Genomic DNA, 12,949 nt, shown 5'->3' with positions numbered 1-12,949 from the left:
GAGGGCCGGGGAAGGGATCCCCGGCCCGGATCGTCCGTGGTCAAACGCGGCGGCGGCGGCGGCGCGCGCCGAGGCTCGCCACGAAAGCGAGCGCGGCGAGGCCGAGCCACCCGGGAATCCGCTCGTTCGTGCCCGCCGCGCGGCATTGACAGGTGACGACGCCGTGGACGGCACCATTGCCGTCGTCCGCGGCGCCCGCGCCGCCGCCGGGGCCGCTCCCGCCGGCGTTTCCGCCGCCGCTTCCGCTTCCGCTCACGCCGCCGCTGCCGCCTGCACCGCCGGTGCCGCCCGCGCCGCCGCTTTCGCCGCCGCCCGCGCCGCCGCTGCCACCCGCGCCGCCGCTTCCGCCGACGGCTCCCGTGCATGCGGTGACGTGGGTCGGGCGTTTGTTCTCGCAATCGGTGGGGGACGCGCATTCGGGGTCGGGCAGATCGGGCGGGCTCGTGCCTCCGCCGATGTCGCCGGGGTTCGGATAGGCCGGCTCGATCGTCTCCCACTGACTATTGAATTCCATGAACCCGTAGACCTTCTCCTGGTACGGCGCGGCGCCGCCCACGGACGGCTTCCAGACGCCTCGGTTCGGGTCGTAGTTCGGGTTGTTCGGATTGTTCACGTAAGCCAAGCCATTGTAGGCCCACGTGGCCGTGTACCAGTGCTCGACGATCTTGGGCTGGTTGTCGCCGACGCAGTTCGTCGCCTTCCATTTCGCCGCGAGGATGCGGGTGCTCGTGGCGAGATTGTAGAACGGATCCGAGGCGACGCGCTCACGGTCGAAATCCGGGTTCTCCCCGACGTGCATGCCGCTCGTGACCTGGCCGATGCCGTAGCCGCAATCGAAGGAGATGATGGTCCTCGATTCGCCGCCGACCTGATCCGCGGGCAGGGTGGGGACGCAGAACTGGCGCCAGCCGGACTCGACCTTCGTGAGGGCCTTCAGCAATTCACAAGGAAACCGCGCCGGGACGGATTGGTATGGCTCGGGTTTGCCGCAGCCCTGGCCGATGTCGGTGACGGAGGGGCCGTTATCGCCCCAGGCCGCGGGGCCCTGGGAGACGAGATCGAAGATGACGTTCCATTCGTCGTTCGTCGGGTTCGTCCCGGCCACGGCCTCGATGGCGCAGCCGTGATCGTTCGCGGGGCTCGAAGCGGTATACGAAGGGCAATAAGCGGCGGCGCGGCCACTCGCGGCGAGGAGCGCGAGCGAGGCGGCGGCGGCGAGGGGGCGCTTGGGGCTCAAAGAGCACCTCCGTTCTCGGGGTAAAACCCTGCAATCGCCACGCGGCTCCCGCGCGGCGCGGGCAGGACCGAGGCGACGCCGGTCTTCGTGTCGACGAGGAAAGGCACGCCGAGCGTGCTCGGCTGGGTGTGCAATGCGGCGATCCAGCGGGAATCGGCGGTCGCGGCGGCGACGAGGTCGACGCCGGGGCCGAGGGGCCCGGCGACACGCGCCTCGGCGTCGAGGGTGGAGAGGCCGCGGCCCGGGGGATTGTAAAGAATGCCGCCGCTCGGGAGGACGGCCGGCGCGAGGGTCATGCTCGGGCTCGAAAAGAGGCGGCGCGCGTGGCCCGAGGCGAGGTCGATCTCGTCGACGACCCAGGTGTGGCTGTCGGTCTCGTGGCGGCCCTGGAAGACGAGCTTGTTTCCGCTCGCGTCGATGGAAAAATCGCGGGCGAAGGGCGGGAGGTTTTTCACGACGGGACGCACGGCGCCGGTGTCGGGCTCGACGGCGACGACGTCGGCGTGATCGGAGAGGACTCGATAAAGGACGATCTCCTTGCCCGCCGCGCCCGCGAGGAAAAGGAGATGGCCGTGCTCGGCGTGGACGGCGCGGGTTTTTCCGGTCGAGAGGTCGACCTCGTCGACGGTGAGCGGATCGACGCGCAATCGGCCCTCCATTTCGGTGCCGGCGCGGCCGCGGGAGACGAAAATCCGGCCCGCGGGGGTGACGAGGGGGCGGCTCGCGTGGACGACCCGATCGACGAGCGCCTCGGGCGGCGCGTGGGGCCGCAGGCGGAAGAGGGAGGCATTAAAGGAGGCGTCGCGCGAGGGCGTGGTATCGGCCGTGGCGAGCACGTACGGCGTGCCCGGGACGACGGCGGCGCGCACGGCGGCGTCGGGCAGGTGGGCGAACGTGGCGACGGGGGCGGGATCCGCGCCACCGCCGGCCTGGACGAGATAAAGCGAGGTGTGCTCGGCGCCCGGGAACGTGGCCAGGACGGCCACGCGAGGTCCACGGACCTCGGGCGGCGCGGCGGCGTGGGCGTCCTTTGCGCCCTCGGGTCCGACGGCGGCGAATGCGAGTGCGACCGCGACGCACGAAGCGCCGAGGCCGAGGAGGAGCTTTCGCGTGAACATGTAGGAAGGGTAATGCCCGGCCGGCACTACGGAAAGTTCGGTGCGATGGAATCCGTGGATCTCGGCTTTTCTGCGCCGGAAGGCGGGACGACGGGCGCGCATCCGTCCTCGCCGACGGGGCCGAGGGTCGTGTTTCCGACGCGGCGCGACAAGGCCTGGAATCGACCGAAAAAATGAGATTCGTAGGCCTTGCGTCGGGGATCCTGGGCGAGGGGGATCGGCTCGATGCCGTGAATGCGGAACGGACACGCGAAGAGGCGGGGAGGGGCGCCCTTTTCGAGCTCGAGTTTGACGGCGAGGCCCATCTCGGTCCACGGGTGGCCGCTGTGCATGCGCATGAGCAGGTTGCCGAGGCTGTAGACGATGGGCTTTCCGGCGTGGAACGAGACGCCCTGCACGACGTGCGGGTGGTGGCCGAGGAAAGCATCGGCGCCCGCGTCGATCACGGCCTCGGCGAGGGCGCGCGTGCCGGGGAGCGGGTCTTCGCGGTACTCCTCGCCGCCGTGATGACTGACGAGGATCACGTCGATGTCGTTGCGTTCACGCAGCGCCCGCACGGCGCGGACGAGGGCTTCGCGATCGGCAGAGGCGACGTGGGCGCGGCCCGGGTGTTTGGAGAGGACGCCTTGGTTCCAGACGTCGGTGACCGCGAGGAAAGCGAGGCGGAATCCGCGGCGCGTGACGATGGCGGGCTCGAAGGCCTTTTCGAGGGTCGCGCCCGTGCCCGCGTGGAGGACGGAGACACGGTCGAGGTGATCGAGGGTCTCCAGCATGGCCGATTTGCCATAATCCCAGGCGTGGTTGTTCGCCGTGGAGACGACGTCGATCCCGGCCCGCGCGAGGACGTCGGCCGAGGCGGGGGGGCCATTGAAGACGAGGTTGTTTTCGGGCGAGACGGTCTCGTTTCCTTGATCGCTGATGGGCCCCTCCAGGTTGACGAACCGCACGTCGGCCGCGCGGAGGAGGGGTTCCATCGGGGCAAACAAGGCGCGATCCGGCTCGCGCAGGAGGATCTGGCCGACGAGGCGGCCAAAGCTCACGTCCCCCGCGGCGAAGACGGTGACGAATGCGGGGGTTTTCGGCGCCGCATCCGGCGCGGCGTCCCTCGTTTCCTCGGCCCCGGCATCCGCAAGCTCGGGCGTGGTCGCCGACGGCGCCGGGGCGGGCGCGAGATTCGTGGCGCCTTCGCGATCATTCCCACACGCGGACGCGGCCACGACGAGCGCGAGGGCGAGGGGAGCTGCGACACGAGGCGGAGCCATGCGGAGGATTCCTCCGGGTAGCGCGTCGCCGCGCCTAGCGCCATAGGCGCGAGACGATGATCCCGAGCTCCGCGAACGCGACCAGGGTGGCGCATTGCAAGACGAACCGGCTCGTCGAGGAGTTCGGCTTCCCGCGCACGATTCGCTGGAGGAAAACGAGAACCGGCAGGCTCAGAAAGATGCCCGCGAAAAACCCCGTCCAGAGAGGGTCGCAACATTGCGGGCCCGCGCTGCACACGAGGCTCGATCCTTCGCCGTCCGATTCGACGCAGCCGCTCGGCGCGAGGCCGTACATGGCCATGGGGGTCACGATGAGGCCGACGAAGCAGGCGACGCAGCCGGTCGTGGCCGCCGCGGATTGGGTATCGACCGGCGGGGGCTCGCCGCTCGCCCGGATGGGAGGCAAGGACGCGGCGAGGCGAGCGAGCGCGTCGACGATACGCGCGCCGCGCTCTTGATCGGGCGCAGGCTGGGTGAACTCGACGAGGTCGAGCGAGATGGCGCCGGCGGTCGTGTCGTCGATGCGGATCGAGGAGCAATTGTCGCCGAGGAGCGAGAGGATCGCGGCGCGCGCGTCGGGCGAGGCGAGGACGGCGCGGACGAGATCATCGTTGATCAACGTATCAATGAAGACCGCTTCGTCGAAGGCGGGATCGCCGGTCTGGATCTCGTGATCCACGCCGTCCGCCTTGCCCTGTCGATTCGCCGCGGTCTCCTTGCGGAGCACGAGGTTCATGGGGCGCGGGACGAGGAGCGGCCCCTCGCGGCGGCCATTGCGATACCCCGCCTGCACGAAGCGCGGCGTGGATCCCTGCTCCGAGATGGCCGTCTTGACGTCGAGCGAGTCCGTCGATCCCGGGCTGAAGCGGACGTGGATGGTCCGGCCCTCTTCCTTGACGATGACGAACTCGTTCGTGTCGGCGGAGACGCCGGCGAGGGCCCGGAGCTGCTCGACGAGCGTCTTCTGGGAGGGATCGATCCGGCTCACGAGGTTCGTTGTACAGGCGTCGGGCAAGGGATTTCAACGATGGGCGCGCGAGCGGGCGCGAGGGGCCACGGCATCGCTCGTGCACAGGTCGCAAAGGTGAGCAAGACGGTCCCCCGGGGCCGATGCTTTCGTCAGGAAGGGAGAATGACCATGGCCGTGCTCTCGACGTCCGCCTGGGTGCTGCATGATCTCGGCCTCGCCGCCGGCTTCGGTGGCCCGCTGTTCGGCAAGCTCGCGTTGCACCGCGCGGTCCAGGACATCGACTCCGAGGAGGAGCGAGGACAGGTCCTCCACGATGCATGGAACAGCTACAACGTGGTGACCGCGGCGAGCCTGGGCATCGCAGCGCTGACCTGGTTCATCGGCCGCGCGGCGATCTCGGGGCGGTCGATCGACGAGGAGACGCGCGGGCTCGTCCTCGCGAAAGACATCCTGCTCGGCGCCGCCGTCCTCACGGGCGCGGCGAACATCCTGAGCGGTCAGGAGCTCGGCAAGCAGGCCCCGGAAGGCGCCGTGCCCGTGCAATCGGGGAACGAGCCGTCGGCCCGGACGCCCGAGAAGGCGAAGGGCCTCATGCGCTTTCTGGACGTGATGGGCCCGATCAACCTGGCGTGCACGGCGGGCGTCATCGGCATCACGGCGATGCTCGCGATGAAGTCGGGGCAGTCGACGAAGTGGAGTTTTATCTCCCGATTCTTGCCCTGAGCGGATGGTCGTGAGGCGGGAATGAACACGCGGCGCACGTGGCCTTCTCGGCCGCGGGCGCCGCGTTTCTCCATTTCGTCAGGGGCTGGCCTTCGCCTTGACGTGTTTGTCCAGGAAATCGATCATCGCGGGGAACGCGACGAGGCGGTTTTTGCGCTTGGCAATGCCGTGCCCCTCGTCCTCGAAGGTCAAGAGCTCGACGGGCAAGCCGCGCTTCTTCACGGCCTCGGCGATCTGGCGCGCCTCGCCGATGGGGACGCGGGGATCGCGGGTGCCGTGCACGACCATGAGCGGGGCCTTGATGCGGTCGACCTTGTGGATGGGGCTCACGCGGTCGAGGAACGCGCCGTCCTTCGCCAGCGAGCCGTATTCGGCCTCGCGCAGGGCCCGGCGATAAGGCGCGGTCTGCTCGAGGAAGGTGCGGAAATTGGCGATGCCCACGATGTCGACGCCGGCCGCCCATTGATCGGGGTAAAGCGTGAGCCCGGCGAGGACCATGTAGCCGCCGTAGCTGCCGCCGAGGAGCGCGATCCGCGCGGGATCGACGTCGGGGCGCGCCGCGATGAATTTGCCGACCTCGGAGAGATCACGGACGGAGTCCTCGCGCTTCTCCTTGTCGTCGAGGTGGGCGAACGACTTGCCATACCCCGTCGAGCCGCGGACGTTCGGCGTCGCCACCGCATACCCGGCGAGCGCGAGCCATTGCACGAGCGGGCTGAAATTCGGCTGCGCCTGGCCCTCGGGGCCGCCGTGCACGGAGATCACGACGGGCCGCTTCTCGCCGGCCTTGGGGGGCGTCTGGTAATAAAAAAACGAGATCGTGCGGCCGTCGTAGGTCTTCATCGTGACGAGCTCCGCCGGGACGAGCTTCGACGTGTCGATGCCCGCGTGATGGCTCTTCGTCGCGCGCGTCGCCGCGCCGGTCGCGACGTCGACGCGGAAGACCTCGGTCGGCAGGTTCGGGCGCTCCATGCCGATGAACGCCGCGTCGCCGGCCGGATCGAGGTCGAGGCTGTTCACCACGCCGCCGAGGTCGGTCTTCTTCATCGAGACCACCTTCCGCTTCGCGTCGAGCGTGACGACGTGCACCTCCTCCACGCCGTCGACGTTGACCGTGAGCGCGACCGTGTCCTCGGGCTGCCCCGCCGCGGCCTTGGCGCTCGCATACGCGGGGACGGCGAGGTCCTGCACGTCGTGGTCGACCTCGAAGATTGGCGTGATCTTGCCCGTGGCGACGTCGAGCGCGACGAGCGCGAGGAACTCGCGGCCGCGATCGGTGAGCACGAGGAGCGACTTGCCATCCCGCGTGAAGCGCGGCGAGAGCCAGCGCTCGTCGCCCTTGTGCTTCGTGAGGAGTTTTTTCGACGCGGTCTTCGCGTCCACGATCCAGAGGTCTTGATCGAAGCCGGAGCGGGCCTCGATGACGACCACGCGATCGCCGCGGAAATCGGCCACGGCGTGGCTGCCCGAGAGCTCGGCGACGGGCTTCTTGCCGAACGTGTCCTTCTTCGCGGGCAGCGCCTCGACGTAGAGGTCCATGTCCTTGCCGTTGCGCGCATTCGAGGTGAACGCGAAGCGCTTGCCGGCGTCGTCGAAGACGGGGAGCGTGTGCTTGACCTTGGGCGCGTCCGTGAGCGCCTGCGTGGCCTCGGGCTTGTCGCCGGCCGCGAGATCGAGCCAGTGGATCTGATCGTTCTCGTCGCCGCCCTTGTCCTTGAGGAACACGGCGCCCGCGCCGCCGGGCGCGATGCGCAGGCCCGAGACGCGATCCGGGAACTTGGTGAGCTGCACCGGCGCCTGCGGCTCGGCCGTGGGGGACACGCCGAGCGAAGCCGCGAAGATCTGCATCGTGCCCGGGGCATCCGAGAGGAACAGGAATTTTTCGCGGCCGAGCGCGCGCGCGCCGGTCGAGCGGTGCACGTCGAGGAGTTGTTCGAGCGTGATGCCCGACGAAGGAAGAGCCTCGACGGGAGCCTCGGGCGCCGCAGGCGGCGGCTCGAACGTGGGAGGGACGAGGGCGGCCGGGGGGACCGGGACGGGCTTCGGCGGCTCGGGCGAGGCGCAGGAAGCGAGGCCCGTGGCGAGGAGGAGGGCGAGACGCGAAAGGCGCATGAAGCGCGATGCTACCAGACGCGGCGCGATCAGAAACGGCCGACGAGGCCGAACCCGGTCGGCGTGACGAACGGCTGGACCGAGACGCCGGAGGACTCGGAGGGCTCGGAGGACTCGGCAGGCGGGTCCTCCGGCTTGCCGAGGAGCAGCATCGCGACCCCAGCGCCCGCGGCGAGGATGCCGACGCTGCCGACGATGTCACCCGCGAGCGCGAGCCTGCGCGCCTGCGCGGCCTCGGGGCCGTCTTGCACGGGGGCGTCGGAAGCCTTTTGAACACCAATCAATCCGACGGTGAGCCCCGAGGCGAAGGCGACGGCGCCGCCCGCGAGGAGGAAGATGGGCACGACGGGGCGCTCGGGCACGACGGGCGGGATGCCTCCGCCGGGCGGTTTCACGGGGCCAGGGCCGGGTCCCTTCGGGCCGATGCGCACGAGCGTGACGGTGACCGCGGTCTGTTCGCCTTCGCCGACCTTGGCCTTGGTCGTGGCCTCGCGATAGCCCTGGGCGCGCACGACGATGGTGTGCTCGCCCGGATCGACGATGCGCGGCAAGCCGAGCGCCGCCTGCGGGACGTCGGCGCCGTCGACGCGCACGTTGAGCCCAGGCGGCGACGCGGGGGCGATGCGGATGTCGAGCCGGCCGACGCGTTTTTCGAGGGCGGCGATGGCGTCACGCGCGGGCTGTTCGTACGGCTTGTTGGCCGCGTTTTGCAGATCCGCCTCGACGAGGAAGGCGCGGAAGCTCTCGAGCGCGTCGACGAGGCGGCCGATCTCGCGGTTCGCGACGCCGAGGCTGTAGAGGGTGAGCGGCGCGCGCTTGAGCGCGAGCGAGCGCATGTATCGCTCGCGCGCCTCGGCCCAGCGCCCGTCCTGCCCGAGCTTGGCGCCCTCGCGGAAGAGGTCGCGCGCGAGGGCGACGTCCGCAGGGCTCTGCGCGTGCGCGAGCCCCTGGCAGAGGAGCGTCGCGGCGAGGACGAGGGAGGAGACGAGACGCCTCGGGATCACGGTCAAGGACGGTAGCGCTCCCCCGCGGAGATCAAGGTGCCGTTGTCGAGCCCGCTCCAGAGGATGATCTCCTCGCCGCTCCACACGGCGACGCCGTTCTCGTGATCGGCCATCGAGGGCCAGGCCGGGATCGCGCTCCACTGCGCGTTCGTGACGTCGTAGGTGGCGCCGTCGGTCGTGATCTTTTGCGCGGTGTCGAGCCCACCCGCGAGGACGGCGCGCGTGCCGACGTACCCCGTGACGCCGGTCCGGCCCATCGGCGCGGAGCGCTTCGTGCTCGAGGTCGTGGAGCTCCACACGTCGCTCATCGGGTCGTAAATCGCGGCGTCATCGAAGGCGGCGCCGGCCACGTCACGCCCGCCGTACACGAGCATCGTGCCGTTCATCCACACGGTGAACGCATCATACCGCGCGTTGGGCGCGTTCTGCGTGGAAAGGCCGCGCCACTTGTTCATCACGGGATCGTAGCCGAAACCCTCGCTCGACGCGCCGGAGCCGAGCGGGCGGCCGCCGAAGAGGAGCATCTCCGTGCCGGACCAGACCCAGCCGGTGTTCGTCCGGGCGTTCGGCGCGCTCGCGGTGCTCATCGAGCTCCACTTGTTCATCGCCGGGTCGTAGAGCGCGCCGCCCGCGATGGGCGAGCCGCCGCTGCTGCCGGCCCAGATGAGCACGCGGCTGCCCGTGTAGAACGCGACCGGAGCGCGCCGGCCGATGGGCGCGATCGCGACGGCGCTCCACGTGTCGGTCGCGGGATCGTAGAGCTTGCCGGTGTTCAGCGCGGTGGAGCCGTTCGCAGGGCCGCCGCCCCACACGAGGACACGATCGCCGGTCCACACCGCGACCGCGTCGACGCGCGCCTCGGGCGCGTCCGTGCTGGTGATGGCCGTCCACGTGTCGGTCTTCGGATCGTAGAGCGCGCCGTCGCCGAGCGCGCCCTGCGCGTTCTGGCCACCCCAGACGAAGAGCTTCGTGCCCGCCCACGCGGCGGCCGCGCGTTGCCGCGGCGCGGGCGCGTTCGCGGTGCTCATCTGCGCCCAGCCGGGCTGGCAGGCGCCGCCCACGCACGCGTGCCCCGCGAGGCAGTCCTTGAAGCACGCGCCGCAGTGCTGCGCGTTCGAGTCGAGGAGCGCGCAGACGTCGCCGCACGCCTCCGTCTGCCCGCCGCACTGGAGGACACACGCGTTCCCGATGCACTGGTGATCCGCGGGGCAGTCCGCGGTCTCGCAACACGCGGCGCAGCCCGCGTCGCCGCAACAGCGCTCGCCGGGCGCGCACGCCTGCCCGCAGCCTCCGCAGTGCTCGACGCTCGTCGCGGGATCGACGCACGCATCGTCGCAACACGCCTCGCTCGCGCTGCACAGCCCGCTGCACGGCGGGGCGCCTCCGCCCCCGCCTCCGTCGTTCCCGGTCCCGCCTGCGCCCGTGCCCGCGCTTCCGCCGGCGTTCTCGAGAGGTTTGCCCGTGAGCTCCGACTCCGCGAGCAGCGAGCACGCGACGGGCGCGAGCAGCAGGGGAAGGAGGAGCGTGAGCGGCGTGCCGCGAGCGTTCATGAGCTCAGAAGTTGGGTTCCGTGGGGACGGGCATGTTCGGGCCCTTGTTGCCGCCGGGGTGCTTCGAGACGTTCGGCGCGTTCGTGCCGGATGTGGTGGGTCGCGACGGCGCGTCGCTGCTCGCGCTCGCAGCGGGCGCGGCGCTCGGCGGCGGCACCGCGGAGGGCAGCGCGTCCGGCGAAGACGCCGAAGGCACGGTCGCGGGCTTCGCCGCGGCTTCGCTCGAGAGCGGCGCGGTGAGGGCGGAAGGCGCGCGCGCGCTCGCCGCGCCCTGCGTGGACTCGTCGCCGTGCATGTAGATCCACGCGCCCGCCGAGGCCGCGCCCACGGCGAGCGCGATGGGCCCGATCCAGAGCGCGGCCGAGCGTCGCTCGGGCGGGCGTGTGCTCGTGGTCGGCGAGGGGACGCTCGACGGCGGGCGAATCGGGCCGCTCGTCTCGGCGTCGGCGTCGCCGTTCTGCGCCGCGGGATCGGTTACGTCTTCGGCCGGCAGGGGCGGCGGGGCGAGCTCGCGCTCGGAGATCATGCGCGGCCGCGGCGACGAGGGTTGCACGGCGGACATCGGCGGCCGATCGGAGAGCGGACGATGCTCCTCGGGTTCGAGCCAGTGGGCGCGGAGCGAGTTGCCCGCGGCGTCGGTCTCCACGCCGTGGCTCTGCGCCCACGCCGCGAGCGCGGCGCCGAGCTCGCGCATCGACTGCCAGCGATCGTCGGCCTCTTTCAGCAGGCCTCGTTGCACGATCGCCCAGAGCTCCTCGTCGTCGATCTCGTGCACGGACAAGGGATCCGGATCACGGAGGAGGATCGCGCTGAGCAGCGCGTTGTAGTTCCCGCCGTCGTACGGCTTCACGCCCGTCGTGACCTCGTAGAGCATCACGCAGAACGCCCAGATGTCGGTGCGATGATCGACGTCGCTGCGGCCACACGCCTGCTCCGGCGACATGTAGTGCGGGCTGCCGAGGATCACGCCGGCCTGCGTCGTCGTGCGCACGACCTCTTCGTGGTGCAGCTTCGCGATGCCGAAGTCGACGATCTTGGGCACGACGGCGCCGCGATCGTCGGTCACGAGCAGGACGTTGTCGGGCTTCAGATCGCGGTGGACGATGCCCTTCGCGTGCGCGGCCGCGAGCGCGCTCGCGACGGGCAGGAGCGTGCGCACGGCGGCGGCGGGCGAGAGCCTGCGCCTGCGCGAGATCGTCTGCCCGAGCGACTCGCCGTGCAGGACCTCCATCACGATGAAGGGGTCCTTCTGCTCCGTCGTGCCGAAGTCGAACACGCGCACGATCGAGGGGTGCCCGATGCGCGCGGCGGCCCGCGCTTCCTGCAAGAGGCGCTGCGACGCCTCGGCCGTGGCGAAGTCGCGGCGGATCAGCTTGACGGCGACGTCGATGTCGAGCGTGAGGTTTTTCGCGAGCCACACGGCGCCCATGCCGCCTTCGCCGAGGACCTTCGAGAGCCGGTACTTGCCGGCGATCACGTCGCCGGCGAGGTACGTCGTGGCGGGCGAGGCGTCGGGCGTGGAGCGCGGCGGGATGGAGCGTGGTGAGGCGGATCGGGGCGCGTCCTGCGTGTCGGCGATGGCGCGCGCCTCCGCATCCGAGCGCGCGGGGTTCTCCTCTGCGCCCGTGATCGCGGCCTCGCTCGGCGGTCGAGCAGACGCGGGCGGGTTTTGGGACGAGGGCGGCATGAGGAAGCGAAAGGTGCGCCCGAGCCGGGCACGCGGATCCAGCCGAACTATACCGCTCCCGCCGGACTCTCCACAACCCTCGCCGAGATCCGTCTCTTACGGGTTCTCCGAACGCCCCGGGAACGCGCGGAAATTCGGCCGAGACGCCCGGCCGAGGTCCAGGTCCGGAGGGCCTCGGCGCTCAAAACTTCAGTCGATCGAGCAGGCCGACGAGGGAGGCGAGCGCGAACACGAGGCCGAGGGCGTAGAGCGCCTGGAACGTGGCCGGCACCGTGGCCTCGAGCGCCGAGAAGCCGAAACGTGTCTTGCCGCGCGGCGCGTAGAGCCCCTCCCACTCGCGGGTGAAGACGCGGTAGCTGCCGACGAAGCGCCGTCGCTCCATGCGGCGGAGCTGGCGGTAGCGCCAGTCGACGAGGGCCTCGTACTGCAGGATCGTACGCTTCCACAGGCGGCACGCGAGCAGGCCGATCAAGAAAAGCGGGATCGTCACGAACGCCAGGCGGCTGCCCGTGAGCGCGAGGTCCTTGATCAGGAACGCGACGACCGCCGACAGGCCCGCGTTCACCGTGAGGAACGTCTGCGTGGTGCCGCGCCTGCGCTCGACGAGGCGCTCGGTGCTGTCGAAGAGCAGGCGGTACTCGTCGAAGGCATCGGTGCGCTCGGGCGCGTGCGATGCGTCCACCTCGGTGAGGATTTCGTGCACGACGTGGCGCTCGACATCCTGCGCCGAACCCTCGTCGAGCTCTTCGAGGCCGCCGCGCATGGGCAGGACGTCGGCGCGTAGGTCGACGAACGGGGCGAGCGCGGGACGATCGACCGCGACGATCAGGAGCTTGTCGGTCACCTTGGTGAGCGCGGGGACGAGCTCCTCGGGGGCGCCGATCTTGCCGGCGGCGAAGGTGCGATCGACGAGCAGGACGATCGCGGCGGCGGTCTTCGCGGCGCGGCTGAACGAGCGGGCGGGATCGGCGCTGTCGTCTTCCTCGGGCCAGCGCCTCGCGCGGAGGCCGCGCTCTTCGAGGCGCTCGGCGATGCGGGAGGCGCGGCCGTGCTGGCTCGGGGCAGCGACGACGAGGACCTCGGCCGGCGGTGCGTCGTGCATGTTGGCTCGGCGCATCAAACCAAGAGATCGCGCGTTTGAACAGCATTGAATCGTCGCCTTCGCTCGGGCGAGGCCTGATGACGGGCGTCCGGTGTTCGGATATCGTGTTTCCACGAAGGCGGGCGGCCTGCACATGGTGGCCGGGACTCCGCCCGGGCCGGGCGCGAGCCGGCTTTCTTATTTT

10 protein-coding genes are annotated in these 12,949 nt (G+C 70.6%); 1 reads left to right on the top strand and 9 read right to left on the bottom strand.

The features are described from left to right. Window positions 1-40: 40 nt before the first annotated feature. The 4 genes from QHF84_RS02020 to QHF84_RS02005 are packed head-to-tail and all read right to left on the bottom strand — an operon-like array spanning window position 41 to window position 4,605. Complete coding sequence (locus QHF84_RS02020) at window positions 41-1,237, bottom strand: MYXO-CTERM sorting domain-containing protein (RefSeq protein ID WP_281311428.1); 1,197 nt, start codon at window positions 1,235-1,237, stop codon at window positions 41-43. Continuing rightward, window positions 1,234-2,355: a hypothetical protein gene (locus QHF84_RS02015; RefSeq protein WP_281311427.1), complete on the bottom strand. Its 1,122-nt coding sequence runs from the start codon at window positions 2,353-2,355 to the stop codon at window positions 1,234-1,236. Before QHF84_RS02015 ends, QHF84_RS02020 begins: the two co-directional genes overlap by 4 nt. Before the next feature lie 26 nt (window positions 2,356-2,381). Further along, window positions 2,382-3,617 (bottom strand): CapA family protein, encoded by a 1,236-nt coding sequence (locus tag QHF84_RS02010; protein WP_281311426.1) that lies wholly within the window; start codon window positions 3,615-3,617, stop codon window positions 2,382-2,384. A gap of 34 nt (window positions 3,618-3,651) precedes the next feature. Next, window positions 3,652-4,605, bottom strand: coding sequence for a hypothetical protein (locus QHF84_RS02005; RefSeq protein WP_281311425.1), 954 nt, complete (start codon window positions 4,603-4,605; stop codon window positions 3,652-3,654). 150 nt (window positions 4,606-4,755) lie between these two features. On the opposite strand from QHF84_RS02005, the gene QHF84_RS02000 reads away from it, so the two are divergent. Continuing rightward, window positions 4,756-5,310 (top strand): hypothetical protein, encoded by a 555-nt coding sequence (locus QHF84_RS02000; RefSeq protein ID WP_281311424.1) that lies wholly within the window; start codon window positions 4,756-4,758, stop codon window positions 5,308-5,310. A gap of 78 nt (window positions 5,311-5,388) precedes the next feature. On the opposite strand, the gene QHF84_RS01995 is transcribed toward QHF84_RS02000, so the two are convergent. The 5 genes from QHF84_RS01995 to QHF84_RS01975 all read right to left on the bottom strand — a co-directional run bounded on the left by QHF84_RS01995 (window position 5,389) and on the right by QHF84_RS01975 (window position 12,765). Then, window positions 5,389-7,422: a S9 family peptidase gene (locus QHF84_RS01995; RefSeq protein WP_281311423.1), complete on the bottom strand. Its 2,034-nt coding sequence runs from the start codon at window positions 7,420-7,422 to the stop codon at window positions 5,389-5,391. Window positions 7,423-7,451: 29 nt separating this feature from the next. After that, window positions 7,452-8,426, bottom strand: a complete 975-nt coding sequence (locus QHF84_RS01990; protein ID WP_281311422.1) for a PEGA domain-containing protein — start codon at window positions 8,424-8,426, stop codon at window positions 7,452-7,454. 2 nt (window positions 8,427-8,428) lie between these two features. After that, window positions 8,429-9,976 carry a kelch repeat-containing protein gene (locus QHF84_RS01985; RefSeq protein WP_281311421.1) on the bottom strand — a complete coding sequence of 516 codons (1,548 nt, stop codon included), beginning with the start codon at window positions 9,974-9,976 and terminating at the stop codon, window positions 8,429-8,431. A gap of 4 nt (window positions 9,977-9,980) precedes the next feature. Then, a complete protein-coding gene (locus QHF84_RS01980) occupies window positions 9,981-11,663 on the bottom strand; it encodes a serine/threonine-protein kinase (protein WP_281311420.1) in 1,683 nt (560 codons plus the stop codon). Window positions 11,664-11,844: 181 nt separating this feature from the next. Further along, window positions 11,845-12,765, bottom strand: coding sequence for a hypothetical protein (locus tag QHF84_RS01975; protein WP_281311419.1), 921 nt, complete (start codon window positions 12,763-12,765; stop codon window positions 11,845-11,847). Window positions 12,766-12,949: the final 184 nt, after the last annotated feature.

This window comes from Polyangium sp. y55x31, from assembly GCF_029946505.1.
In the GTDB taxonomy this organism is placed as follows: Bacteria; Myxococcota_A; Polyangia; order Polyangiales; family Polyangiaceae; genus Polyangium.
This window is presented reverse-complemented; position numbering and strand designations above follow the sequence as displayed.